We start from the raw sequence: 25130 nt of genomic DNA, 5'->3' as shown, positions 1-25130 counted from the left end.
TCACCCCGCCAAAATGGCGCACCCCCCCCCGCTGCCGGGGGCTCGCGACTCGCGCTCGTCGCGCCCACCGTGACCTGCATCAATGGCGATCATCTCCTGAGTTAGTGTCATACTGACATAAACGCGCTACGCTGAGTGGGCTCCCTGACACTTCAAGCTGCGGGTGGTTGCCTGATGTATCGCGTACTCGACTCGGCGCTGACGATCGCCATCGCCATCATCGTCGGAGTTCTTGGTGCGTTCGACGTGATCGATCCAGAGGTGACCGGCGGGGCCACTCTCGCCACTCTGGGCCTGCTCGCGGTGAGTTCACTGCGCGGCCGCTCTGCATTGAGCGCGATGGACCGCTCCGTCGCCGAGCTCGGACGTGACCTTGGTGATCGTGCGGGGCACGCCCGCGTCCTGGAGCCGTCGGGGTGCGGCTCTGAAGTCGATCTCAGCGCGGCGAAGGATGTTCGCCTTCTGGGTGTCACGCTGGGGCGAACGATCCGGAACACGTACGGTGTCCTGCTCGGGCGGCTGAATGCCGGCGCGACCGTTCGTATCCTGTTGATCGCGCCGGAGCCCGAGACCCTCGCTGAGGCCGCGCGGCGTAGCTCCATGGCCGACAACGTGGCGGTTTTCGATCACCGGCTACGGTCCAGCCTCGACATGCTGCGCCAATTGCGGGCGCGGTCGGGCCCGGGGTCCTTGGAGGTGCGGCTCCTGAACTTTGTGCCGGCTTTCGGGATGCTGGCCCAGGATGTGGAGGCGCGGCATGGTCTGATGCGGGTTGACATCTACTCGCACCGATGTGAGTCGCTTGAGCCGGTGCTGGCGCTGCGTGCCGACCGGGACGCTGGGATCGTCAGGCACTTCATCGATGAGTTCGACCGCCTGTGGAGCGTGGGGCGTCCCGCCGAAGAGGTGCGGCCCGTCGACGAGGCGGGGTTAATGTCCAGTTGACATGAAGCCTGTTCACCTCTAGCGTCTCTTTGTGTCAATCAGACATTAACCTGTCCTTCCGAGAGATCTGGACGGTGTGATGACTCAGCAGACGACCGAAGTCGCGCCGCCTCCCGCCGCGGTGCACTCGCCGCCGAGTGCGGAGACGACTTCGGCAACCAGGTACCTCTGCGCCGGTGCCTACATCGACCCGTACTTCCGGGATCGATGCTTGCGCGAGGTCTACTACCAGCACAAACGCTTCACCGCGCCCTCTTACGGGTTTGACCTGGTCACCGTCCTCGAGCACTGCCTGCGTGCCCGCAACCTCACGACCTGGCGCGACGCCTCGATCGTGGGAATGTTGGCGGTCGCCACCTATCTCAACTGGGTGTCCACCGCGGTGCTCGGAGTGGCTCTCATCTGTCTGCGTGTCACAGCGGCGGCATGGCGGCTGGCCCGGGACTTCATGGGCCGTGCTCGCGCGGGCACGGCGGTCGACACGACCAAGAGCCCTGCCCGCGCTCTGCTCCTTCTGCTGGGCTGGGCCGCGGCGTGGATTGTTCTCATCATTCTGGCCAGCAAGGCCGCCGCCTCCGCCGCCGCCGCTTTCACGGGAGGCGGCAGCATCACCAGCGGAGCGGCGCTGCTGGTCGCTCCGGCGGCACTGGTGCTGCCCACGATCTTTGCCCTGTGGCGACAGAAGCGCATCGAGGACTTCACCCTCCACGGGCAGCCGCCGCCGATCCGCTGGAATGCACGCAAGCAGACCATCCTCGAGCAGCAAGCCGGAAACACCGTCGTCTACAGCAACTTCGAGCCGTTCATCGGCGCGGGGGAGGTGGTGTCGACGTGGGGATTCGCGCAGCGCCTTGTCCACAAACAGCCGAACGACCTGGTCGCTGGACTCAGAGGAACCGCTGAAGGCGAGCGCGAATTCGATCATCCTCCCTTCACGGCCACCGAGATCGTCGGCTACGTTCGCCGTCATCTCAGAGAGCTGACGCTCGACACGTCCGCCGAGGTGTCCATCCCCGACCTCACTGTCGACGATCTCATCTTTCAGTCGGCTCGCGAGGACGGTCCTCGTACCACGGTGACCGCGCCTGATGAAATGGATGATGTCATCCGCAACCCCACCAATCCGGCTCGGCACTACCTTGCATGCCAGGTCGTGTCATGGGGCGGCGACGTGGTGACGACGGTCTACGTCCACATCGCGGTCCAGGGACGCTCGCTCTACCTCGAGGTCACCAGCACCACCATGGCGCCCTGCAACGAGCGGTATCGCATTGTCGATGCCGACGGTGGTACCGGGCCCTGGGCGTGGCTGCGTGCCGCGAACACTGCCGTCCGGGAGACGCCCCGCACCATTGTCCGGGCGCCGGGCCGGCTGATCCGGTCTTTGATCGACATGACCGGACGTGGCAGTGGCACCGGCCGCTCGATGTCTCGGCGCAAGGACTACGGCGCCCGCGTCAGCGTGCGGCAGATGGGGACGCGTGACAAGCTCCGCAATTTCACCCAGCGTCAGGACATCCTCAAATTCCGGCGCCTCATCGAGAGCCGGGTCTTCGCTCACGTCCTCGACTTCCTCGATGAACATGATGTGGACACCTCGGAGGTCCGGGCGCAGCGAGCCACCGTCCTCAACAACAACGGCATTTTCGTCGGCCACGACATGACCGTGACCGACGGTAGCGTCTCCAACCGAACCGGTGAACCTCTGGATGGCTGAGGAGCCCCGCATGCGGAACAACGGCATCAATGTAGGCGGCAACCTGATCGTTAACGGGGGAGAGGTCACCAACACCGTCATGACGGGCCAACGGGAAGACCGCCGAAGCCGCGTGGACGTTCTGGTCATCACCGCGCTGAAAGAAGAATTCGACGCCGTCAAGGCAACGGCCGGCTTCTCGCACTGGCGGCAACATGATGCCGGAGGTGACACGCCGTATGTCAGTGCCAAATTCCGATCCGGTACGAGCGGCTCCATCTCGGTAGCACTTGCCCGGCCCATCGGGCAGAGCGGGCGGCACACCGGTCCCATCGCCACCACATTGACCAACAAGCTGCAGCCCACATGTCTGGCCATGTGCGGGGTCTGCGCGGGTAACCCAGGGGCTACAGCGCCAGGTGACGTCATCGTCGCCTCGCCGGCTTACGAATGGGACGAGGGCAAACACGCCGGTGGTGATTTCCGCGCCGATCATCAGCAGTTCCCCCAGGACCATCGGTGGCTCAGGGCCGTGCAGGATTTCGATCCGTCTGGTCTGCCCAGTCACGGCGTTGCCAGCGAGGTGGAGGCCACGCTGTGGCTTCTGGAGAGGCTTCTCAAAGGACAGGACCCCCGGACGCATCCGGCGCGTCAGCGATATTTTCCTCCGTCAACGTGGGCCACCCGACTGGAGCGACTGCAGTTCGACGGTCTGATCGAACGGCACGACGCTGGTTGGGCGCTGACGCACGCTGGCCGAGTTCATATCCAACGAACCCTGTACGACACCGTTGACGGACCGGACAAACTACCCTTCGTCGTCCTGGCCGGGCCCATGGCCAGTGGCAGCTCCGTCATGGCCGATTCCCGTATCTGGACCTGGCTGGAGGCCAGCCAACGCAAGCTCCTCGCCTTGGAGATGGAGGCCGCGACCATCGCCACGGTCGCACACCAACTGCGGGTGCCGCACTGGCTGGTTGTCAAAGGCGTGATGGACCACGCGGACCTCGACAAGGACGACCGGTTCAAGGCCTTCGGTGCTCGAGCCTCGGCCGAGGTGCTCCTTGCCCTTCTCAGCACTCTGCTGCCGTCCGGGCTTCGTTCGCACGTGTGAGGTCTCCGCCGAGACGCTCCTCTGCCTTCCGCAGAATCGCTTCCCGCCATCTCGTTCCCGCTGAAAGGCTCGGACGGTGACCGCGTTCGCGCTTCAGGCGCAGCCCGCCGACGCCGCCTCGTGGCTTGAACTGGCCGCCCGCGCCGAGGCCGCCGGCTTCGACACCCTCCAGGCCGCCGACCATCCCGGCTCCTGCGCCGCCCCCTATGTCGCCCTCGCCGCGGCGGCGGCCGTCACCAGCCGGATCGGCCTCGGGTCCTATGTCTCCAACGCCGGCGTCCGCGAGCCGCTCCTGCTGGCCGCCGACGTCGCCACCCTCGACGTCGTCTCCGGCGGCCGGGCCCGTCTCGGCCTCGGCGCCGGCCACACGCCCGCCGAGTGGCTCGCCGTCGGCCGGGAGCGTCCCGACGTGCGGGGCCGCGTCGACCGCTGTCTCGCCGTGGCCGAAGCCGTCCGTGCCCTCCTCGACGGCGCGACCGTAACCGTTCACACACCGCACCTCGACCTGCACGAGGCGCACCTCGCGCGGCCGCGCCCGGTCCAGGCCCGCATCCCGCTGACCCTCGGCACTTCCAACTCCCGCATGCTGCACTGGGCCGGCGCGCACGCCGACATCGTCGGGCTGAGTGGGCTCGGCCGGACCCTCGCCGACGGTCACCGGCACGCCGTCCGCTGGAGTCCGGATCAGATCGCCTCCCAGATCGAGCAGGTCACCGCCGGCGCCGCCGGCCGGGACGCGCCACCAGCGCTGGAGGCGCTGGTGCAGTTCGTCGAGATCACCGACGATGCCGAGGCCACCGCGGCCCCGTACGCCGAAGAGCTCGCCTTGTCCGTTCCTGATCTGTTGGACGCGCCGTTCGCGCTGATCGGCACAGCCGCCGAGATCCGTGCCGCCGTCGAGCGTCACGAGAAGCGGTGGGGCATCACCCGTTTCGCCGTCCGGGCCGACGCCTTCGACGCCGTCGCATCCCTGGGCCTCCTCCCCTTCGGCGCCGCTGAGCAGCGGATTCAATAGCGCCGTCACCTGGCGACCCCGGCCGCTGGCCTGCCGTGGCGCAGCGCCGGGACGGACCGCGCCGACGCCGGCGCGGCCCGCCTTCCCCGCGGGCCGCCGCACACCGTCGCGCGCCACCGGCCGATCGCCGGACGGACACTTCGGCGCACACCGCAACGTCCGATTTTCGCTAGCGTGGCGGCGCGCGGCACGCTTGGCTTCTCTTCATGACCCCAGATTTCGTACGCCCATCGCGCGCCGCCGTCATCGCGGCCTCCGTCACGGTGGTCCTGTGGGCGTCGGCGTTCGTCGGCATCCGGGCCGCCGCCCCGTACTTCTCGCCGGGTTCGCTCGCTCTGGGCCGGCTGCTCGCCGGCGCCGTCACTCTGCTGATCTTCCTGGCCGTCAGCCGTCAGGGCCTGCCGCCGCGCGCCGCGTGGCCGGGCATCGTGACCTCCGGGGTGATCTGGTTCGGGGTCTACATGGTCGCCCTGAACTGGGGTGAGCAGCTCGTCGACGCCGGAACCGCCGCCATGCTGGTCAACGTCGGCCCGGCGGTGATGGCCCTGCTCGCCGGCTGGCTGCTGCGCGAGGGCTTCCCGCCGAGGCTGCTGGCGGGGATCGCCGTCTCGTTCGCCGGAACCGTGATCGTCGGCCTGTCCATGTCCGGCGGCGGCCGGGCGTCGGTGCTGGGTGTGGTGTTGTGCCTGGTCGCCGCGGTCACCTATGCGGGCGGCGTGGTCGCGCAGAAACCGGCGCTGCGGCACGCCACCGCGCTGCAGGCGACCACGTTCGGCTGTGTGATCGGCGCGGTGGCGTGCCTGCCGTTCGCCGGCCGGCTGATCGCCGACGTGGCGGCGGCGCCGCTCGCGATCACTCTGAACGTGATCTACCTGGGTGTGTTCCCGACCGCGATCGCTTTCACCACCTGGGCGTACGCCCTGGCCCGGACCACCGCGGGACGGATGGGCTCCACGACCTACGCGGTTCCGGTCGTGGTGATCGCGCTGTCCTGGGCGGTGCTCGACGAGGTTCCGGGCTGGCTGACCCTGGCCGGCGGCGCGATGTGCCTGGCCGGGGTGGCGGTGTCCCGCATCCGGGGGAGCGGTGGCGCCGACGGCTCACCGCAGCGGGACGAGCCGGCTCCGGCGGTGACTCCGGCGCGGTGACCGTGGGCGCGGGACTGCCGGGACCGGGTGCCGTGCCGCTCTTCCCATGCGGCGCCCGCCCACCGGCGGGCATGACGACGTTCACCAGGGGGAGTGGCGGAGGCCTCTTGCGCTCGGTGGGGCGCGGCGGTCGTACGACTAGATCTGGGGTGAGGCCAGCGCCTGCAGGACGCCGGGGTACAGGCGGGTTTTGATCGTGGCGAGGGCGGGCCCGGCCTTGCCGGCCTGCGCCCGGGCGAGGGAGATCGCTGTCGGAAGGACGTCGCCGGCGGCGACGGCATGGTCGACGATGTGGCGTTCGGCGGCGTCGGTGCCGCCGTAACGGCGGGCGGTGACCATCGCCTCGTGCGCGGTCTGGGGAGTGAGGCGCGCCTGGATGAGGGCGCTCATGCCGGGAGTGAAGGGCAGGTTGATGTCCGCTTCCGGCAGGCACCAGAAACCCCGGTCGGCGCGCATGACGCGCAGATCATGGGCGAGCGAGAGCATGGCGCCTCCGGCGAATACATGGCCGGGCATCGCTGCGACGGTCACCATCGGCAGCGTGAGCAGGCGAGAGAGCAGCTGTTGTACGGAGATGAGGTACACCATGCGCTCGTGCGGGTGTGCGGTCAGCCACTCGAGGTCGAGCCCGAGGCTATAGTGCCTACCGGTCGCCGTGGTGACGAGCGCGGCCGGAAACGATCCCTTCTCCACCTCGTCGAGCAGGTCGTTCACGCCCGCGATCAGGTCGGGGTGCAGGCGGTTCTCGGTGTCGCCGAGATCGAGGACGTAGACGTCGTCGTGGCGGTCCAGGGTCGGCATGACAGGCCTCCTTAGTTACCTGCCAGTAACATAGCGGACCGGCCCCGGTTCGTCGATGGCTCCATGCACGGGCACAATGGGAGGGTTGGTGTGCGGTGAACCCCTCAGGAGGAACGGTGGCACTTCAGGAACGGCCGGAACGGCGCGGGCCGGGACAGTGCGTGGTGGCCGTCGACGGCCCGTCCGGGTCGGGCAAATCTACCGTTTCCCGACGACTCGCCACGGCTGTCGACGGGGTCTACCTTGACACCGGCGCCATGTACCGGGCTGTCACCTGGGCCGTGCTCCAGGCCGGCGCCGACCTCGCCGACCCGGAGGCGATCGCCAAGATCGCGCTGGAGACCGAGTTGTCGATCGGCACCGACCCGCTCGCTCCGCACTTCGCCGCCAACGGCACCAACGTCGACGCCGCGATCCGTGGGCCCGAGGTCACCGGCGCGGTCTCCGCCGTCGCCGCCGTCCCCGCCGTCCGCAAGCAGATGGTCGCTCTCCAGCAGGCCATCATCACCGGCCACCCGCGCATCATCGTCGAGGGCCGCGACATCGCCTCCGTCGTCGCCCCCGACGCCGACCTGAAGGTTTACCTGACCGCGTCCGCCGCCGCCCGCGCCGCCCGGCGTAGCGCCGAGGACGCCACCGACGTCGCCGCCACCGAGGCCGACCTGGCCCGCCGCGACAAACTCGACTCCAGCCGCGCCGTCGACCCGCTCAAGCAGGCCTCCGACGCCGTCGAGGTCGACACCACCGGCATGGGCATCGACGACGTCGTCGCCCACCTCCTGCATCTGCTGAACAGCAAGGTATGTAAGTGACTGAACTTCCCGCCGGCCTCGATCTCAACGACTTCGAGGGCGGGTTCGACTTCTCGTCAGACGACCCGGCCGCCGAAGACGACTTCTCCGGCCCGGTCCCCGTCGTCGCCGTCGTCGGCCGCCCCAACGTGGGCAAGTCGACCCTGGTCAACCGCATCATCGGTCGCCGCCAGGCGGTCGTGGAGGACAAACCCGGGGTCACCCGGGACCGCGTCCCCTACGACGCCCAGTGGACCGGCCGCCGCTTCACCGTCGTCGACACCGGCGGCTGGGAACCGGACGCCCGAGACCGGGCCGCGGCCATCGCGGCCCAGGCCGAGATCGCCGTCCAGACCGCCGACGTGGTCGTCTTCGTCGTCGACGTGTCCGTCGGCGCCACGGATGTCGACGAGGCCGCGGTCAAGATGCTGCGCCGCAGCCACAAACCGGTGATCCTGGTCGCCAACAAGGCCGACAACCAGAACCTCGAACTCGAGGCCGTCTCGCTGTGGTCCCTGGGCCTCGGTGAGCCGCACCCGATCTCCGCCCTGCACGGCCGCGGCTCGGGTGACCTGCTCGACGACATCCTCAACGCGCTCCCGCCGACGCCCGCCGTCACCGAGGGCGGCCCCCGCGGCCCGCGCCGGGTCGCGCTGGTCGGCCGGCCCAACGTCGGCAAATCCAGCCTCCTCAACCGGGTCGCCAAGGAGGAGCGCGCCGTCGTCGACTCCGTCGCCGGCACCACCGTCGACCCGGTCGACAGCCTGGTCGAGATGGACGGCCAGGTCTGGCAGTTCGTCGACACCGCGGGCCTCCGCAAGCGAGTCCACCAGGCTTCGGGCACCGAGTACTACGCCGCCCTCCGCACCGCGGGCGCCGTCGAGGCCGCCGAGGTCGCGGTGGTCCTGCTGGACTCCGGCGAGGTGATCAGCGAGCAGGACCAGCGGGTGATCACCCAGGTCATCGAGGCCGGCCGCGCCTTGGTCATCGCCTTCAACAAGTGGGACCTGGTCGACGAGGACCGCCGGTTCTACCTCGACAAGGAGATCGACCGCGACCTCAAACGGGTGACGTGGGCGGTCCGGGTCAACATCTCCGCCAAGACGGGCCGGGCCGTCGACAAGCTGGCCCCCGCCATCCGGCGAGCCCTGCAGTCCTGGGAGACCCGCATCCCGACGGGCCACCTGAACCAGTGGCTGACGGCCCTGACCCAGGCCACCCCTCACCCGGTCCGAGGCGGCCGCGCGCCGCGCGTCCTGTTCGCCACCCAGGCGGGCGTCGCGCCGCCCCGGTTCGTGCTCTTCACGACCGGCCCCTTCGACGCCGGCTACCTGCGCTTCATCGAGCGCAAGCTGCGAGAAGAGTTCGGCTTCGTGGGAACCCCCATCGAGGTCTCGGTGAAACCCCGAAAGAAGACAGGGCCGGGGGGTCGCGGAAAAGCCCACGGGTGATGTTGCTAGTCTGTAGGAGATGTCGCGCGGGGCTGATGTTCCGGGCGGGATCGGGCTGTAGCGCAGCTTGGTAGCGCACTTGACTGGGGGTCAAGGGGTCGCAGGTTCAAATCCTGTCAGCCCGACCGATCAAGTAAGGCCGTTGACCTAGGTATATCACCTGGTCAACGGCCTTAATCGTTTCCTGGCTGATCCTCAAATTCCTACTTGCTTGGTCCTCTTTGGGGACCGTTTAGGGACCAGACGACACGTTCACGGACCTCTTGACCTTCTTGGTGTCCTGCTCAGACCGCATGTAGCCGAGGAGTAGCGGGGGCACGCGGGGGACGCAGGTGCGCGCTGAGAGCATCGCCCGCTTCGTCGATCGAGCGCTGATCCGGGTGTAGGTACCGCTGTGTGGTGCTGAGTGATCCGTGCCCGGCGATCTTGCGCAACACGTGCACCTTGACCCCGGCATCGGCCATCCACGTCAGGCCGGTGTGCCGCAGATCGTGGCGGCGTAGGTGCTCGTACCCCAACCCGGTGACCACCTCGTCCCAGTGCGTCGCATCCCGCAGCACTGCGGTACTGATTCGGCCGCCGCGCGGACCGGTGAACAGCCGCGTATCCGGTCCGGTCGCCGAGTCCAGCCGCTCGGTGACCATCGGTCGAACCTCTTCGATAATCGGCACCTTGCGGGCGCGCTTGCCCTTGGTCCCCTTGTCGATCAAGCCACCCGGTCCGGGTGTGGTCTGTCGCCGCACGGTCCACGTCCACGTCCGCCGGTCGATGTCACCGGCGCGGACGCCGGACACCTCGCCGATGCGGGCCGCCGTACATCCGGCGAAGAGGACGACGTGCCCCCACCCGGTGAACTGACCGTGCGACCGTGCGACCAAGGCATCCGCGAGGGTGATCAGCGTTTCCCAGTCCGGTAGGGCAAGCGAACGCGGATCGTCCAACTCGTCCTCGGCCTGCTGGTACGCGCGTTGCCAACCCTTCACTTGTCCCACGTTGCGGTCCACCAAGCCATCGCGCACGGCCTGCTCGAGCACTCTGACCAGCATGGCAAGGGTGTTCTTGATGGTTGACCGGCTGCACTCGTCCTCGATCCACGAGTAGACGGCCCGGTCCACCACGCCGTTGGTGATCATTCGTACGGGGATGTGACCGAGGCTCGGCACGATGCGGAGTCGCCAGCCGGCGAGGTACGGATCGAGCGTCTTGCGCTCCAGTCCGCGGATGGCCAGGGGCATCACCTCCGTGCCGTAGTCGACCAAGTGCTGAGTGGCTGCGGCGGGGTTGATCCCGCCGCTAGCCGCTCGCACCATGTCGTCGATCCACGTCTGAGCCTCTTCAGGCGTCACGGTTGATTTCGACTTGGACCGCTGATCACCGGTTGACGGATCGGTCCAACGCACGCGTGCCCTGTACGGCTTCGGTCGCCCCTCGCGGATCTCTACATCGGAGCGAATCGAGACACCGAGGGGCGGGTGTTGTGCGGTGCTGGTCACGCTGCCTCCGGGGTGGTCCGCCGGCTGACCAGCCATTCTCGAACATCCTCGATCGAGTACATGATCACGCGTTCGGATAGTTGGATGAACGGCGGTCCTTGGACCGGTCGAGCAGTGCGCCACCGTCGGATGCTGGACGGGTCGACTCGGAGCATCTTCGCCAACTCTTCCGTAGTGATCAGTTCGGCGTCGGTCGGGGCGGTCGCCTCGACGCCGGCCAACAGTCTGAGTCGCATGGTGAATGCCTCCGTGGAGAGCGGGTCTGGGCCGCGCAGAACGGCCCTCGCGCCCGTTCTGCGCCTGGGGTAGTTCGAGTAAGGGTGGTAGTGATACCACCCGAGCGAGCTTCTGAACGACCCGTTGAGAGCGCCGTACAGCCATGATCGGGCTATGTCGCGGGTAGCTGGGTGCGCGGATGCGGCAGCGTTGTTCTCAGCGGGCTGATTTCTGACGGGTTGTCGTCAGTTCTCGGTACGGCTTGTTGGGGTCCTGGTGGAGGGGTCAAGCCGTACAAGCCGTACGCGATCTACGTTTTCGCAGCTCAGCCCGCGTACGGCTTGCGGAGCCCGCGTACGGCTAAGCCGTACGCATGGCCCTCGGGTACCGCTTGGTGCTGGGCTCCAGAGTGGATCAAACGGGGCTTGAGCTGCGGTGATGCGGCTTATCGAGATCGCGTACGGCTTGCCGTGCGTATGGCTTGTACGTGTGCTGCTGGAGTGGCCAAGCCGTACAAGCCGTACGCGATCTACGTTTTCGCAGCTCAACCCGCGTACGGCTTGCGAAGCCCGCGTACGGCTAAGCCGTACACACCCTGTCCGACGGCGGTCCGCGTACGACTTAAGCCGTACGGGACTGGAAAAGCCGTACGTTGTCTGAGCTGGGCGTTTGGGGGTCCGCGTACGGCTTGTACGGCTTGTACGGCTGGGAAGCGGGTTTCTCCTCACGCGTGCAGTAGCGCTGCCACGCGTCGGCGAACGGGGCTCGGTGGAAGCCCTTCATCCGGCCCACCGGCGGCTTGAAGGTGATGTTGTCCGAGGTGATGTCGTACTCCTTGAGCAGGAGGCCGAGTTTCATCGGGGTGAGGCCGGCGCCGTTGTTGTAGTCCGCCCATGGTGATTCGGGTAGGGCCTTGAGCCGTTCGAGCAGCACGGTGCTGGGCATCGCGTCGAAGCTCTCGAAGACGGTGCGGCAGTCGATCAGCACCTTGTGCCGGTCGGAGTAGTCGGTGTCGCCTTCCCGGGCGGCGGTCAGGGCTTGCGCGGCACGGCGGGCACGTTCGGGCCTGCAGCAACGCGTCCATTGAACTGAGCCGTCCGCGTCTTGGAGCAGACGAGCCAGTGCATCTGCTGGAGTCCTCGGATTGCGGGCTGCCCATAGGCGAACCGGACGTATCGCGGCGACGGACAGCTCCGCAAACGCTCTGGAGCCGTCGCTGGTACACGTGCTTCGAGTACTCGCTGATAGCGGCCATACGCTCGCCGTATGAGCGCACCTGCCGAGGAGGCTCTACCACCGCTCCATCGCAGAGGGCCGCGAGCGCTCATCGTCATCTTGGGGCGCTACTGGTTGACCAGGAGTGCGCACGCCCGCTCGTCGCGGCAAGAACTACCAGCAGCAAGCACGGATGGGCCGGGTAGCGACGGCGCATTGCTTCTGCAGCCTCTGCAACCGCCATCATCCACGTCTTCGAGAGGGCTCGACGTGCCCAATACTGGGCGGTACGCACACTCAACCGGCTGTTGCCGGAAGGGCTCCCCCCTTGATCCGATACCGTTGGCAGGTGACGAATCCAGCCACTGTTTACGCAGTTGTCTACGGCCCTATCATTTTTCTTGTCGCCGCCGCTGCCCCATTCCCGCTGGGGGTGATATCGATCACAGAGAGATCCCGCATCATATGGTTCTGGTCCGGAATGGCGTGGCTCGGCATTCTGGTGGTAGCGGCTGTGGTATTCACGATCTGGCGGGCTCAGCCGGACAGCTGGGGCGGGACCTTCGAATGGGCCAGCCTGTTCCTTCCGGCATGGATGCTGGTGCCGGGCGCCGGCGTTGCGGCGGTGCGGCTCCTGCGGCGACGCGGGACGGCGAAGGCCCTGCTGTGCCGCACTTTGGGCACCAGTTGAACCTGCTCCTCCTGTCATGGTTTTCGATATGATTCGTGGTGTGCTGCATCACTCTGCTGGCAGCTTTTGGCGGTCCGCGTTTCGGGATTCGGTTCAGCCCGGACTGGATTGGATCATCGACCGGCAGGTGCTCGGATCATTGTTCGCCCCCTGGGGCGCCCTGGCAACTCCCTATCCGGCCTACTCGCACGACTGACAGCAGGTCACAGGTTCTCTTACCTGTCATGATCTGGTACGCAAGCGCGCCCTCCGGCTCGATGGCGCGACCCCGCTACCGGCGACAGGCGTCAATGCAGAATTGCTGGTCCGCGCAATTGATAAGGACGCGAACCGCGTCGAGATTCGTCCGCCCACCGGCACAAAGACTGATTTCTAACGATTCCAGAGATCATGAACGTACCAAGCCGCAACTGACCTGGAGCCTATTCCTCAACGCCCTCTCGTCGGCAGAAGCGGATGGTGGCGCGTATGCCGGTTGGCGGACGCCGCGTGACGATCTCCGCGAGTGCAACCCGGAGCTAGCCCTGATGGGCCGACAACGCCTACACCGGCCTGACCGACTCTAGGCGGCCTGCATCTGGAAACGAGGGCGGCGGATCTGAGCAGACCGCTGTTGGAGACAGGTTATTGCAGAGACCCTATGCATCAATTACTCTGCACCGCATGCCGGCACCCAGCAACCGCGAGGATCCACCCGCACGCCCGAGCCAAGCGGAACGGCGTCAGGCGCACCTCACCGAAGTCGAGACGTTGCGCGCCATGGCTCACCCACTACGGATGCAGATCATCGGGTCTTTGCGGGTCGACGGCCCTGCCACCTCCGCCATGCTCGCCCGGCGCCTCGGCACCGACTCCGGGCAGGCCAGCCATCACCTGCGGCTACTCGCCCGCCACGGCTTCGTCGTCGAAGCCCCGGAACTCGGTAAGGGCCGGCACGGACGAGAACGGTGGTGGAAGTCCGCTACTGACAGCACTCACTGGACCGACAATCTGGACAACCTCGGCCCGGACGGCGCGGCAGCGATTCGGGCCCTGGAACAGACCGCCGCCCGGGTCTGGGACAACCTCGTCGACGTGTACCGCGAGCAGGTCGCCCGAGGTGAGTGGAATCCCGCCTGGCGCGAAGCCGCCGGCGGCGGCGACAGGGTGGTCCGCCTGACCCCCGCACGCCTGGCTGCGATGCAGGACGAGATCCAAGAGGTCATCGAACGGCACGACCTGAAGGACCAGCCGGCCGACGACGCAGAAACCGTGGTCGTGCTCATGCAGGCGTACCCGCGGAGGGCGCCCCAATGACATGGCCTGCCAGCAACAGCACGAAGACACCCGGCGCCGAGCCGTCGGCCATGAGCAACTCCGGACCCGCCGGGGTGAACGCTCCGGCTCCCAGCCTATGGCGTAACCGGGACTTCAACCTGCTCTGGACCAGCCAAACACTGTCCGACCTCGGCGCATCGGTATCCACGCTGGCCCTGCCACTGCTGGTACTCGTGCTTACCGGCTCGCCGGTGCAAGCCGGACTGCTCGGCACCCTGTCCCTGGTCGTCCGGCTGATCTGCCGACTGCCAGCCGGAGTCCTCGCCGACCGAGTGAACCGCCGCCGCGCCATGATCATCTGCGATCTGATCCGGCTCCTCGCGCTCACCGGCCTCGCCGCCGCACTATGGACCGGACACGCGAGCATCACCGTGATCATTGTCGTTGCGCTCGTCGACGCGGTGGGGCAGACGTTCTTCAGCACGGTCGAACACGCCGCACTACGCAGCATCGTCACGCCGGCCCAACTTCCCACCGCCGTCGCCCGCAACGAAGCACGCACCTACGCCGCCAGCCTCGCCGGCCCACCTCTGGGTGGGCTTCTGTTCGGGCTGGCACACGCACTACCGTTCGCCGGAAACGCGCTCACCTACCTGGCTTCGCTTGCCGGCGTCGTCCTCATTCGCCGGCCCCTGCAGGCCGCACGCGAAGAACCGCCCGCCGGGCACACCACCGCCCTGGCCGAGGGGGTGCGCTTCGTCCTGGCGAACCCGTTCCTGCGCGCGGTGCTGATCATCGCCGCACCCCTGAACTTCGCTCTGAGCGGCGCCATCTTCACCATCATCATCATGTTGCAGCAGCACGGCACCGAACCCGCCGTCATCGGCCTCGTCGACACGATCATCGCAGTCGGCGGACTGACCGGGGCTGTCATGGCACCGGCATTGCAGCGCCGGCTACGACTCGCCGTGCTGGTACGAGTGATCTGCTGGGCAGCCGTGGCACTGGTCGCGCTCAGTGCCCTGTTCACCGCCAGCGTCGCCGCCGCCATCCCGATCGCCTTCGCCGTCTTCCTGGGCCCCGCCTGCAACGCCGCTCTCTTCGGCCACCAGGCCGCCATCACACCCGATCAACTGCAGGGGCGGGTGGTCAGCGTCATCCTCCTCGGCGCGACATCGGCCGCCGCAGCCGCGCCGATCCTGGCCGGCACGTTCGTCGCCACCTGGAGCGGCCCCGCAGCGTTGCTGTTGTTCACCGCGGGCGTCGCCACCTCAGCCATCGCGGCGACATTCAGCCGCGGCATCCGCACCATGCGCCCTATCGAACAGGAAGCCGGGTCCGCTTAATCCTGGCACCGGCGACGGTTGACCACGTCGCGGCCAGGAGGGAAAGCTGATGAAGCAGTAGGGCTCTGTTGCGTTGGTCGATCGGGGGACGTGTTCGGCCTGGCGAGGCGGCGTGGTCAGATCGTGGTGGCGAGTTCGGTGAACGTGGCGGCCACGCGTAGCCGGGGTGGGGTTTCGGTGGCGATCTCGTAGTGTCTGCGGCGCAGGTTCTGGACGAAGGCGTGTCCGGCGATCACGGTCTGGACGGTCCGGTCGGTGCGTAGGCCGCGCATCGATCGGAGGCGGTGTTTGAGCCGGCTGTGATCGGCCTCGATCGGGTTGTTCGCGTACTGTTCGACGTGATGCCAGGCGGCCGGGATCAGGTCGGCGAGGACAGCGGGGTAGACGGCTGCGGCGTCGGTCACGACCTCGGCCGGTACCGTCTTCAACGCCTTCAGGGTGCGGGTGAAGAACCGGCGAGCCGCCGCTGCGTCGCGGCGGGCTGATACCAGCACGTCGATGACCTGCCCGTGCTGGTCGATGGCCCGGTACACGTACCGCCAGACACCGTTGACCTTGACGTACGTTTCGTCGGCGTACCAGCGGTCACCCGGAGCGCGGCGGGTGAACCGGGCCGCGTCGGCCAGCAGCGGGGTGAACCGCTGCACCCACCGGTAGACGGTGACGTGATCGGCTTCGATACCGCGTTCGGCGAGCAGTTCCTCGACGTCGCGGTACGACAGGTTGTAGCGCAGGTACCAGCGCACCGCCACCACGATCACCTCCGGCGGAAACCGAAACCCCGCGAACGCCGACAACGGAGCAGACCACGAACGCGATCGGGCTGAAGACCTCACCGATCAACAGTGCCTGACCACTCGGCTGAGCCGACACCGCGGCACCCGATCGCTCAATGCAACAGCGCCCTTCCAGCCCGGCCAGCACCACCGAGGCCTAAACACCTGAATGATCAACCGAAGGCCGCGCTCTTCTACGTACCGCCGGATACCGGCGCGACTACAGCAAACCTCGCGATCCGGTCATATCCCTACCTCGCAGAGGCCCTGACCACTGAGCCTTTTCCAACCTGATCTTGCAGGTCAGAGCCCGGTGGCCAGGGTCGGTGATCGACGAGGGCGAGGCTCCAGGTAGGACAGCAAATCGACCAAAACCCGATGCCCCGACCGGGAGCCTCGCCATGCTGTCTTACCCGTCCACGATCTCGTTGTCCAGTCGGACCCTGAACCACCTCGCCGACCGCGTCCGCAGCCATCGCAAGCAGCGCCGATCCCGGTGGCGGCGACTCGACCCCGGACGCCAGGCCGCTGGATGTCGCGCGGTGTGTTATGGATGTCATTCCACTTGCGGACGACGCCGTCGAGGAAGATCCATTCGACCTCGGTCCAGTGGCAGTCCTCTGTTCTGCTGGTCACGGCGTTCGGGAATGGTCGCAGCGATACCGCGTTCGCGTCCGGCACGTCGAGGTCCATCGCGGCCCGGTGCCGGTTCGCACTCAGGTCACGCGTGTCGTCGGCGTAGGCCGGTGCGGATCGCGGCGACAGAGTACGCCTTGTCACCCAGCAGCCGGGCGGGCCGGATGCGGGGCCGGCCGCGACGGCGGGGCATACGGATACCGGCCATGACATCGTCGAAGCCGATGCGGTCGTGGCGCTGGCCTGCGGTCAGCGACCGGGAGACGGGTCTGCTGCGCAGGTCGGCGGCCAGGTGCAGCTTGGTACTGAACCCGCCCCGAGAACGGCCCAGGGCTTCGGGTTCGGTGGCCGGGCCGGTCGCCGTCAGGGTTTTGAAAGGTCAGTCGGTGGCTGGTGGCGGGCGCCGGCGGCGTGCTGGTGAGCGCGGACGACGGTGGAGTCGATGCCGAGGGTCCATTCCGGGTCGTCGGCGTCGGCGTCTAGACGTAGCCGTTCGGCGATACGCTGCCAGACCCCGTCCAGTGCCCAGCGTCGTTTACGCTGGTAGACAGTCTGCCAGTTCCCGAATCGGGGTGGCAGGTCACGCCATTGGATGCCGGTGCGCTCTCGAAACAAGATCCCGGAGATGACCGTGGGTGGTCGTTCCAGCGGTGACCACGCGGCCAGTCCTGCGGCAGCAGTGGCTGGAGAAGAACCAACTCGGCGTCAGTGAGTTCAAATCGTGCGCTCATAACGCCTCGATCAACATCGAGAACAGTCAAGATCTTCCCTCAAGATCTACAAAACACAACCTGGTGTCGACAGTGGATCAGTTGGCCCTCTCGGGCTTGCTCCAAGGATGGATAATGTCTACATGACGTTGATCAACGTGTCGCTGGTAGACGGACAACCGGACGATTTGTACTCGCTGTTCGACTGGCTTCAACGTACCGACGAGTTGCGTGGGCACGTCAAAACGCAGTCACGGCGACCGGAGTCTCACGAGATGGGCGGCGCCGTCGAGGTCCTCTCCGTGGCTCTCGGAAGCGGTGGAGCCGGTGCTGTGTTGATCAGTGTCTTGACGACATGGTTGCAAGCGCGTCGTGCGCGGATCTGCATCGAAGTCACACATGCCGAGTCTGGCGAGATCATCCGCAGGGTGGAGGTCGACGCCAGCAGCGCAGCAGCGGTGAAGGATCTCTACGACTCGATGAACTCAGACCAGACGGCGCGGTGAACGCAAGGCTGCCGGATCGACGCAGGTCTCGAGCGTTGCTCATCGGGGCCTCGCGGTTCGATCATCCCGATCTTCACGATCTACCTTCGGTAGCCAACAACCTGCAGGGGCTAGTCGATGTGCTCAGCGATCCGGCCGGCGGCTGCCTCGATCGGGAAGGTTGCCAGCAGGTTGCCGAGCCGACGACTCCTCAGCAGGTTGGGGATGCGATCGACACGGTTGTCAGCGAAGCTCTGGATACACTCGTTTTGTACTACGCCGGCCATGGTGTGCTCGGCCAACGCGGTAATCCGTTCTTGGCCGTGACCACCACGGATCCGGACTCTCGCCGAGTTCGCTACTCGGGAGTCCCCATGGAATGGCTCCGGTCGGCATTGGCCGACAGCCCCGCGCACAACCGAATCCTGATCCTCGATTGTTGCTTTTCGGGGCACGCGGCGGAGGCAATGTCGAATGCTGCCTCGGCGGTGATCGGTGAACTTGATATCAAGGGCACCTACACTCTCGCGTCGGCACCGGCATACTCTTCAGCGGTTGCGCCAGTAGGCGCGGCCTACACAGCATTCACCGGAGAGCTGGTCGGCCTGCTGAAGCGAGGTATCCCGGGCGGCGGCTCCCTGCTGACTCTCGGTGACATCTTTCCCGCGCTGAGCCGTGGACTGATGCGCCGCGGCTTGCCCCAACCTCAGCATCTTGGTACGGGCCTGTCCGATCGGATCGCGCTGGCGCGTAATGCGGCGTACCAGCCTGAGAATCGTCCTTCTGGTGGCTCACGGACTGTGCTCGAACAGCGTCGGAGTCGGGCTACCTCGCCGCGCCGACAAGGAGCTGCCGAGGATGATCCCAATGTCACTGCCGAGTTTCACACCGCGATGTTGGACGTCTACCGCAAGGCTAAGCGGGAGGCCGGATACAACGCCGCCTACTTCTTACGGATGGTCGAGGAAGTTGGCGGTCTGGAAGCGGCTCGGCGACTCCTACGGGCAGGTTCAGTCTCCAGCGGCTTCAGCTCGCTCTGGGAGAAGGGCCGCCTCGACCTTTCAGCCGAGGCGGTCATGCTGCAGGAACGGTTCGCCGGACTGTTCTCAGATGACGAGCTGGAGATCGCCCGGAGCCGGCTGGCCGAGTATGGGTACCAGCCGCCGGCTCAAACCTCGTAGACCTTGACGACCTCGTCGCCATAGTGATTGATCACCTTTACTGCGATCTTTCCAGAGTCAGGGCGAGGGAATGGACGAGACCGATGGCCGTATAGGCTAGCCCAAGCAGACTCGTCGATCTGCGCGCGAAGTGCCTTCCGTAGCCGGGAGTACGGGTCGAGGCCATCGGGCTTGCCTGAAGTGCCCGCAAAGTAGATCTGCCGGACGAAGAACTCTTCCTCGTTGTAGTCGGTGTCGATCATCCATAGGGCGATGTCATCGACGCCGTTATCTGGCCGAAGTTCTCCGGTAGTGGGGTTGTAGACGTCAACGCCGCGGATCTCGACCACGATGCCGTCGGGTGCCGGGTCGGTAACGATGTCCGGCTCCCCGAAAACGGTGAACAGGTTAGCCGTACCTGTCTTCTTTAGAAGCGTGTCGCCCATCGCAAGATCCGCATTCATCCGAACCAGTAGCACCGGGAGACGCCCGAGCTGTCGTTGTTCCGCGACCGTGGCGAAGTCATTGCCGTCCGGAGCAAACTCGTCCGCGGCCGCGCTTGCCCGCCCATCGAAGCTGAAAGCACACACAAGTAGCAGGTCAAAGCCGACGCCCTTGAGTGCCTCTCGCGCTGCATCCTTGACCCAGTCCGCGTCTACCGTGCCATATTGAGGCCCGATACTGACCGCAATGCGCGCTGATGTGCCATCATCGCCGTTGCGGCGAGCTGCCTCTGCATGGATCAACCTTCCGGGGTGTGGGGCAAGAGCCGCGAACTCGAGTCGCTCGTTTCGCCACCCGTTCTGCACGCCCGCCTTGGCAAGGTTGTCGATGATCGTCTTCAGGTATCCGTCGACATCAGTGCCTTCGGAACTCTCGTTGCCGATCGTAAAGGTTGCCGACCGGTGGGGCGACAGGCTTTCGACGGTGAATCTGCCAGCGACCCGGATGCGCTTTTTGTCCTCGTACGGCCGGTCGTAGAGAAGTTCCGTCTCGGCGTGCCGAGTAATCGCTGCATCGATCTCCTGGCGACTCATACCCTCCTTTATGTCTGGATTGTTGGCGATAGATTTCAGAGTAATATGAGGTACGCGCTCGTAAACAAAACCCTTGCGGATATCGTGGGCGGGCCGAGTGGTCGGTAGCTCAGCGCCTGTTAGTTCACGTTCCTTATCTCGCCCTTCGGCCGAGTCGGCAAGGACGTAGGCCGGATACTTCGCGCCGATTAGTCGCTGTCGAGCGAGGGTAATTGCGACGCGCGAGGTGTCGATGGTGACCCACCGCCGCCCCCACTGCTCGCCGACGTAGGCCGTGGTACCGGACCCACAGGTCGGGTCTAGCACTAGATCTCCCGGATCAGTGCACATCAACATGCATCGTTCTACAACTTTGGTGTTCGTCTGGACAACGTAGACCTTAGGGTCGGCAAAACCAGACGTTACTGTGTCTTCCCAAAAGTTGCTGTAGGGGAACGCAGGGAAGTCATCAATAAACCGCACGTAACACAACGTATTCCCAGCAGGCAAGAGACGCCGAGCCAGCTTCAGACGCTCCATACCGTCGCGATGCGTCTTCCACTCCCCAGCACCGGGCAGGTAATCCCGGCCATCGAGTTCAACCGGGTAGTAGCCGGTCCGCGCCTCCCGAACTCGCGGGCTAGTTAGATTATCAATCCGGAAGGGTCGCCCGACTTCTTCGCCTGCCGCCCGAGCAGAAACCCGCCGTCCATCGGGAAGTTCAACTCTGGTGTATTGGCCGCCACCTTGACCAGCTATCGTTTTAGCCGCGTAAAGTTGACGGTACTTAAGCTTGGATTTATCCTTCGCATACCAAATAACATAATCGACTACGCCCCCAAGGAACTCTGCAGTCGCCGCGGTTGTCTTACGAAAGGTAATCAGAGAAACAAAGTTTTCAGGTCCGAAGACTTCGTCCAGCAAGCAACGGACAAGATGAACGTTTTCGTCGCCAATCTGGATGAACACGCTCCCGGACTCAGTAAGTAGGTCACGAGCAATTACCAGTCGATCACGCAGATAAGCTAAATAGGAGTTGATTCCCAACTCCCAGGTGTCCCGGAACGCCTTAATTTGCTCGACCTCGCGAGTTACATCGGCGAGGTTACCGTCTTTTACGTCTCGCTTGCGCGCGGACATCTGCCAATTGGAGCCGAATTTGATTCCGTACGGCGGGTCGATGTAGATCATTTGGACCTTGCCGCGCAACCGCTCCTTCTCCGCTAGTGACGCCATAACCCGCAGGGAGTCCCCGAGGATCATGCGGTTGGACCAGTTGGCTTCGTGCTGGTAGTACTCGACCGACTGCCATCCATCTAGGCCGTCGAAGCTCTCATAGTCGTTGGCGAAGAGGCCGAGTTGCTCGTGCTCAGTCGGCTTGGATTGTTCGCTGGCCTTGCGCAGTTCCTCAACCAGGGTGCGTGGGGCGATCTTTTCCTGGATGTAGATCGGAGGCGCCTCGACAACCAAGTCTTCGGCGTCCTGTGACTCTTTGCCGATCCAGACCAGTTGAGGGTCGAGGCTGGGATCGCGATCCTTGATAACCCGCTCGATCCGGGCTGCGTCCGTCGAAACGAGTTCGTGGCCGTCCGCGGTCGGTAGGTTGATCCTGCGTGCTGCGGGGTGCGCAATAGCCTGAACGGGTGCGGTGCCAGGGGCAGGCTTGCGGCTCCTTGCGGGCATCAAACAAGTTCCTCTTCGACGGAAACGGCATCGGTGATCTCCGAGAGGCCGATTTGGGCGAACAAGGCATCGATGGCTGGGCGTAGATCTCGTTTGGCCGTGGTGGGGTCACGAAGCTCGCAGAAACTCCATCGCCCGAACCTGCCGCTGTTGTTGACCGCGGGAACCCATAGGTTGCGGGCGGCCCAGGCCTTCTGCGATGCCTCGGACTGCGACTTGCGGCCGCCAGACACCTCAACGATCAGGGTGCGGGTGATACCGTCACCGGTATCAGCGATTTTCACCAGGAAGTCCGGATAGAACCGCCGGCTCCGGCCGGCATGTTCGTACGGGACAAAAAAGTCGAGATGGTCATTACGCACGTACGCGGCAACCTGGTTCTCCGGTAGAGATTCAATAGCCTGCGCCACGGCACGCTCCCAGGCATTGCCGTCCTTGCCGTCGAGGGTCACGAGATTGACGTGGCAACGCTTCGGATTCGTCGGCCAAACGTCTCGGGTCGTCCGGAAGTCCACGTTCGACGTCGTTCCGATCGGGTCCACGGAACGCAGCACTGGCAATACCCAACGCTCTCGGCGCCCGCCCTGCCACGTGATCGACTGCCAGATCTTCTCCACGGCCTCGGCCTCGCGCAGCAGAATCAGTCCGATGGCTTGGTCATCACGGATGTCGACGCAGCGGTGCAGCCACTGCTGAGCGATCGTCAGGACTTGCGGGAAGTACCAGGGCCGCAGGTCGCCGTTCTCGGTGCGTAGCTTCCGCCGGAGCACCTCACTGGCCAACCGGTAGGCAACGTGCCGTCCGCGATAGCGCTCTAACTGTTCAAGTCCATGCACGGCTTCCTCACCTACCTGCCCTGCGACCGTGGTCTCGGTTGGCAGGTCTGCCTTCGACAACGCCATCCGCAGATCAGGATCGGAGAGGTCTGCGATCAGCGGCACGTCCGGCATCTCCAAGTGGTAGCCCACCACACGCGGAAACGTGATCTCCAGCTTCTTGGCGTCGCGATCGGGCTCGGTGCGTACGTTGCGGATCGGCTTCATAGGCAATTCACGCGTCACGGCCACAGTCGGAATGAACTGGAATGGAACGCCGTAGACGTCAGCGTACTCCGGAGTGAACATCCCCTCCTCGTCAGCGACGTACGAGACTCGTCGCAAGCCACGGCCAACCACCTGTTCGCACAGCAGCTGAGTTCCGAAAGCGCGAACGCCAAGGATGTGGGTAACGGTGTTGGCGTCCCAGCCCTCCGTCAGCATGGAGACGCTGACGACGCACCGTACGGGTTCGCCGAGTTTTCCCGGTTTACCGACGGTATTCATCACCTCTCGAAGGAGTTCGACGTCTGAGATGCCTTCCGCTGTTCTTCCGGGGAAGCGGTCGGCGTAGTCCTGCTTGAATTCGGCAATCTCGCGTGCCGCTGCACCGCGAAACTCCGGTGACAGTTTGCCGGACTCGAACTCCGCGGCGTCGACGAGGATTGTCCGTGGCCTATGCAGCCACTGCCCGTCAGTTACGTTGCTGAACAGGGGGAGCTGCCCCGCAGTCGGCAGTACGTGACCACCCTGCTCCCGATCGAACCCGCCGATCCAGTCGTAGACCGCCTGCGAGACCGTGGTATTGCTGCACACCACGATGAATACAGGTGGCGGTTGGCCATGCGAGGCCGCTTCCGACTTCTCCCATGCCTCAAAAGCCTTCTGGTAGGAGCCGTAGAGGCTGTGCAGGGCACCTGTCAACGCGCCGGGCAGGTCAGCGGAGGTAAAACCTTGATTGGACTTGCGGCCGCCCTTGGGCAGTGAATCCCGCACCTCTTCCCACAGGTTCAGGTACGTGACGCGGTTGGCTACCCGGTTGTCGTCCACCGGCACTCGAGGGATTTTGACGATGCCGGCCTCGATGGCGTCGATTAAGGAGAAGTCGCTGACCACCCATGGGAATAGGGTGCCCTCCCGGTAGCCTGAGCCGGCCAGGAAGAACGGTGTGGCGGACAGGTCGTACACCTTCTTGATGCCAACTTTGGACCGGATCGCCTCTAAGCCGCTGAACCAGACCCGAGCCTCCTCGGCACGGTCTGCGGCCTCCTTGCGCTCATCACCGTGTAGGTTCTCGACGGTGTCGGCGTCGGGTTCGGGCTCACCGACGCGGCCACGGTAGCAGTGGTGAGCCTCGTCGTTGAAGACGACGATCTCCGAGGACCCGCCGAGTTCCCGCAGCACCCGGCTGACCATCTGTGGTGGGGTTTCGAGGAACGGGTTGGGTCGCCCAGGTGCCACGAGCGCCTTGGTGTTCCCAGTAGCGCTGCGGCCGAACCGAGTCTCGCGAAGCCGGAACGAGTGGAAGTTCGTGATGACGATCTTTGCCTGGCCGAGGTCGTCGATGAACTCGGCCGGCACCAGATCCCGTTCCCGGTAGTAGTTGCCGGGATCCTCCGGCAACAGCACCCTAAGCCGGTCACGGATGGTAAGCCCAGGGGCGACCACCAGGAACCGTTTGGCGAAGGTCTTGTCATACGGGGAATGTACTTTGTTGATCGTCTGCCAGGCGATCAACATCGCCATGACGATCGTCTTGCCGGTGCCGGTCGCCATCTTCAGCGCGACGCGTGACAGTCCGTTGTTGTACTCGGCGTTATGCGCGTCAAGGTCGTTGTTGATCCAGCTCCCGTGCCACTTAGTCGCACCTTCGGCCAAGAAGACCGCCGTCTCGACAGCCTCACGCTGGCAGAACAGCAGCTTATTGTCCCGGTCGGGGTCGCTCCAGTATTCCAGCAGACGCCGCGTCGTCGGCGTGACGTTGGGCCAACCGGCTTCCCGCCATGCGTCGACGCGTTCACGGACATCGTTGACCTGTTTGTTCAGCCGGATGTCATCCTGGGTGAAGACCTGCAACTCTAGTTGCTGTCCCCGCTTGCGGGGCCTTGGTACCGGGATAAAGAAGCTCGATGGTCGTCGGCCATCTTCAATCCGATCGGTAATCCCATCGCTGTCGAAGGCGAAGTGGCGGTTCGGGCGCCCGTACGGTGAGTTGATAATCGGGTTGTCGATGACCCGGTCGCTCACCGCTGGTCCCCCCAAGCTGAGTTCGGCATCGCAGGATGGGCAACAGCTTATACCTGACGTTACGGTCTGACCTTTAGGCTCGCTCGCTTGTCCACTGGTACCAGTATGTTGATCCAGCGCGTGCACGGCGAACTACTCACCCTCGGCGTCAAGGCAGGGCCCCGGCAAAGTCGCAGTGCTGTCCGATTTGGCTGGTTAGGTATAGAAGCGCCGCTGGTAGTGACAGCAAGACGGGCATGACCGGTTCAGAAGATCATCAAGGTTCCTACGCCATGCTGATCGTCCGAAGTGAGTCATGCCCGCACTGCCATCATCGCTGATCTCGTCTCTGTCTCATGCACCGGCTCTGACCGTGCCGGAAACCGCCGCTGGGCTTGACGCCGCGCTGGCCGCGGTGCGTGATCCGCGAGCCCGCCGCGGCAT

General features: G+C 65.3%; 21 protein-coding genes, 1 tRNA gene and 1 pseudogene. 14 read left to right on the top strand and 9 right to left on the bottom strand.

The window, feature by feature from the left end:
• Nucleotides 1-174: 174 nt before the first annotated feature.
• From QLQ12_RS37965 to QLQ12_RS37945, 5 genes are all read left to right on the top strand, one after another.
• Nucleotides 175-945 carry a DUF5919 domain-containing protein gene (locus QLQ12_RS37965; RefSeq protein ID WP_282765765.1) on the top strand — a complete coding sequence of 257 codons (771 nt, stop codon included), beginning with the start codon at nt 175-177 and terminating at the stop codon, nt 943-945.
• A gap of 79 nt (nt 946-1024) precedes the next feature.
• Nucleotides 1025-2662, top strand: a complete 1638-nt coding sequence (locus QLQ12_RS37960) for a hypothetical protein (RefSeq protein ID WP_282765764.1) — start codon at nt 1025-1027, stop codon at nt 2660-2662.
• 10 nt (nt 2663-2672) lie between these two features.
• The gene (locus QLQ12_RS37955; RefSeq protein WP_282765763.1) at nt 2673-3755 is read left to right on the top strand and encodes a 5'-methylthioadenosine/S-adenosylhomocysteine nucleosidase family protein; all 1083 of its coding nucleotides are present in this window, start codon (nt 2673-2675) and stop codon (nt 3753-3755) included.
• A 76-nt stretch (nt 3756-3831) separates the two neighbouring features.
• Complete coding sequence (locus tag QLQ12_RS37950) at nt 3832-4770, top strand: LLM class flavin-dependent oxidoreductase (RefSeq protein WP_282765762.1); 939 nt, start codon at nt 3832-3834, stop codon at nt 4768-4770.
• Nucleotides 4771-4976: 206 nt separating this feature from the next.
• Entirely contained in the window at nt 4977-5918 is a 942-nt protein-coding gene (locus QLQ12_RS37945) for a DMT family transporter (protein WP_282765761.1), read from the top strand.
• A gap of 138 nt (nt 5919-6056) precedes the next feature.
• Here the strand turns inward: QLQ12_RS37945 and QLQ12_RS37940 are convergent, their stop codons facing one another.
• Nucleotides 6057-6719, bottom strand: coding sequence for an enoyl-CoA hydratase-related protein (locus QLQ12_RS37940; RefSeq protein ID WP_282765760.1), 663 nt, complete (start codon nt 6717-6719; stop codon nt 6057-6059).
• A 116-nt stretch (nt 6720-6835) separates the two neighbouring features.
• On the opposite strand from QLQ12_RS37940, the gene cmk reads away from it, so the two are divergent.
• The 3 genes from cmk (at nt 6836) to QLQ12_RS37925 (ending at nt 9086) form a co-directional block, all read left to right on the top strand.
• A complete protein-coding gene (gene cmk / locus QLQ12_RS37935; protein WP_282765759.1) occupies nt 6836-7531 on the top strand; it encodes a (d)CMP kinase in 696 nt (231 codons plus the stop codon).
• Nucleotides 7528-8961, top strand: coding sequence for a ribosome biogenesis GTPase Der (gene der, locus QLQ12_RS37930; protein ID WP_282765757.1), 1434 nt, complete (start codon nt 7528-7530; stop codon nt 8959-8961). Before cmk ends, der begins: the two co-directional genes overlap by 4 nt.
• Nucleotides 8962-9012: 51 nt before the next feature.
• Nucleotides 9013-9086: transfer RNA gene (locus QLQ12_RS37925), tRNA-Pro, on the top strand.
• A gap of 159 nt (nt 9087-9245) precedes the next feature.
• On the opposite strand, the gene QLQ12_RS37920 is transcribed toward QLQ12_RS37925, so the two are convergent.
• From QLQ12_RS37920 to QLQ12_RS37910, 3 genes are all read right to left on the bottom strand, one after another.
• Entirely contained in the window at nt 9246-10490 is a 1245-nt protein-coding gene (locus tag QLQ12_RS37920) for a site-specific integrase (RefSeq protein WP_282765756.1), read from the bottom strand.
• Entirely contained in the window at nt 10451-10690 is a 240-nt protein-coding gene (locus QLQ12_RS37915) for a helix-turn-helix transcriptional regulator (RefSeq protein ID WP_282765755.1), read from the bottom strand. Before QLQ12_RS37915 ends, QLQ12_RS37920 begins: the two co-directional genes overlap by 40 nt.
• 601 nt (nt 10691-11291) lie before the next feature.
• Nucleotides 11292-11846 carry a DUF3631 domain-containing protein gene (locus QLQ12_RS37910; protein WP_407651680.1) on the bottom strand — a complete coding sequence of 185 codons (555 nt, stop codon included), beginning with the start codon at nt 11844-11846 and terminating at the stop codon, nt 11292-11294.
• A gap of 388 nt (nt 11847-12234) precedes the next feature.
• On the opposite strand from QLQ12_RS37910, the gene QLQ12_RS37905 reads away from it, so the two are divergent.
• The 3 genes from QLQ12_RS37905 (at nt 12235) to QLQ12_RS37895 (ending at nt 15179) form a co-directional block, all read left to right on the top strand.
• Complete coding sequence (locus QLQ12_RS37905; protein WP_282765754.1) at nt 12235-12576, top strand: hypothetical protein; 342 nt, start codon at nt 12235-12237, stop codon at nt 12574-12576.
• A gap of 663 nt (nt 12577-13239) precedes the next feature.
• Nucleotides 13240-13872 carry a winged helix-turn-helix domain-containing protein gene (locus tag QLQ12_RS37900; RefSeq protein ID WP_282765753.1) on the top strand — a complete coding sequence of 211 codons (633 nt, stop codon included), beginning with the start codon at nt 13240-13242 and terminating at the stop codon, nt 13870-13872.
• Complete coding sequence (locus QLQ12_RS37895) at nt 13869-15179, top strand: MFS transporter (protein ID WP_282765752.1); 1311 nt, start codon at nt 13869-13871, stop codon at nt 15177-15179. Before QLQ12_RS37900 ends, QLQ12_RS37895 begins: the two co-directional genes overlap by 4 nt.
• A 116-nt stretch (nt 15180-15295) precedes the next feature.
• Here QLQ12_RS37895 and QLQ12_RS37890 read toward each other — a convergent pair whose 3' ends face one another.
• Nucleotides 15296-15976, bottom strand: a complete 681-nt coding sequence (locus QLQ12_RS37890; RefSeq protein ID WP_282765751.1) for an IS6 family transposase — start codon at nt 15974-15976, stop codon at nt 15296-15298.
• A gap of 380 nt (nt 15977-16356) precedes the next feature.
• Between QLQ12_RS37890 and QLQ12_RS37885 the strand changes: the two are divergent.
• Nucleotides 16357-16482: pseudogene (locus tag QLQ12_RS37885) on the top strand (IS5/IS1182 family transposase); the annotation flags it as partial.
• A gap of 194 nt (nt 16483-16676) precedes the next feature.
• Here QLQ12_RS37885 and QLQ12_RS47225 read toward each other — a convergent pair.
• Together QLQ12_RS47225 and QLQ12_RS47220 are read right to left on the bottom strand one after the other, a co-directional pair.
• Nucleotides 16677-16922, bottom strand: coding sequence for a transposase (locus QLQ12_RS47225; RefSeq protein WP_407651679.1), 246 nt, complete (start codon nt 16920-16922; stop codon nt 16677-16679).
• A gap of 32 nt (nt 16923-16954) precedes the next feature.
• Nucleotides 16955-17218: a transposase gene (locus tag QLQ12_RS47220; RefSeq protein ID WP_407651678.1), complete on the bottom strand. Its 264-nt coding sequence runs from the start codon at nt 17216-17218 to the stop codon at nt 16955-16957.
• A 226-nt stretch (nt 17219-17444) separates the two neighbouring features.
• Here QLQ12_RS47220 and QLQ12_RS37880 point away from each other — a divergent pair, with 226 nt between their 5' ends.
• Nucleotides 17445-17807 (top strand): effector-associated constant component EACC1, encoded by a 363-nt coding sequence (locus QLQ12_RS37880; protein WP_282765750.1) that lies wholly within the window; start codon nt 17445-17447, stop codon nt 17805-17807.
• A gap of 35 nt (nt 17808-17842) precedes the next feature.
• On the top strand, nt 17843-18967 hold the full coding sequence (locus tag QLQ12_RS37875; protein ID WP_282765749.1) for a caspase family protein: 1125 nt from the start codon (nt 17843-17845) through the stop codon (nt 18965-18967).
• Here QLQ12_RS37875 and QLQ12_RS37870 read toward each other — a convergent pair.
• Together QLQ12_RS37870 and QLQ12_RS37865 are read right to left on the bottom strand one after the other, a co-directional pair.
• The gene (locus QLQ12_RS37870; RefSeq protein ID WP_282765747.1) at nt 18955-21645 is read right to left on the bottom strand and encodes a site-specific DNA-methyltransferase; all 2691 of its coding nucleotides are present in this window, start codon (nt 21643-21645) and stop codon (nt 18955-18957) included. The two genes, QLQ12_RS37875 and QLQ12_RS37870, sit on opposite strands and share 13 nt — an antisense overlap.
• Nucleotides 21645-24707 (bottom strand): BPTD_3080 family restriction endonuclease, encoded by a 3063-nt coding sequence (locus QLQ12_RS37865; protein WP_282765746.1) that lies wholly within the window; start codon nt 24705-24707, stop codon nt 21645-21647. Before QLQ12_RS37865 ends, QLQ12_RS37870 begins: the two co-directional genes overlap by 1 nt.
• Nucleotides 24708-25130 lie beyond the last annotated feature (423 nt).

Source organism: Actinoplanes sandaracinus, from assembly GCF_030009775.1.
Classification (GTDB): Bacteria; Actinomycetota; Actinomycetes; order Mycobacteriales; family Micromonosporaceae; genus Actinoplanes; species Actinoplanes sandaracinus.
Note: the sequence above shows the minus strand (reverse complement) of the source record. Positions and strands in the feature narration are given on the sequence as shown.

Excerpts from the sequence above, each read along its gene's own strand:
- QLQ12_RS37960 (WP_282765764.1), top strand. The coding sequence starts at position 1,025 with ATGACTCAGCAGACGACCGAAGTCGCGCCGCCTCCCGCCGCGGTGCAC.
- QLQ12_RS37965 (WP_282765765.1), top strand. The coding sequence starts at position 175 with ATGTATCGCGTACTCGACTCGGCGCTGACGATCGCCATCGCCATCATC.
- QLQ12_RS37915 (WP_282765755.1), bottom strand. The coding sequence starts at position 10,690 with ATGCGACTCAGACTGTTGGCCGGCGTCGAGGCGACCGCCCCGACCGAC.
- QLQ12_RS37895 (WP_282765752.1), top strand. The coding sequence starts at position 13,869 with ATGACATGGCCTGCCAGCAACAGCACGAAGACACCCGGCGCCGAGCCG.
- QLQ12_RS37955 (WP_282765763.1), top strand. The coding sequence starts at position 2,673 with ATGCGGAACAACGGCATCAATGTAGGCGGCAACCTGATCGTTAACGGG.
- QLQ12_RS37880 (WP_282765750.1), top strand. The coding sequence starts at position 17,445 with ATGACGTTGATCAACGTGTCGCTGGTAGACGGACAACCGGACGATTTG.
- QLQ12_RS37920 (WP_282765756.1), bottom strand. The coding sequence starts at position 10,490 with ATGGCTGGTCAGCCGGCGGACCACCCCGGAGGCAGCGTGACCAGCACC.
- QLQ12_RS37870 (WP_282765747.1), bottom strand. The coding sequence starts at position 21,645 with ATGCCCGCAAGGAGCCGCAAGCCTGCCCCTGGCACCGCACCCGTTCAG.
- QLQ12_RS37945 (WP_282765761.1), top strand. The coding sequence starts at position 4,977 with ATGACCCCAGATTTCGTACGCCCATCGCGCGCCGCCGTCATCGCGGCC.
- QLQ12_RS37940 (WP_282765760.1), bottom strand. The coding sequence starts at position 6,719 with ATGCCGACCCTGGACCGCCACGACGACGTCTACGTCCTCGATCTCGGC.
- QLQ12_RS37900 (WP_282765753.1), top strand. The coding sequence starts at position 13,240 with ATGCCGGCACCCAGCAACCGCGAGGATCCACCCGCACGCCCGAGCCAA.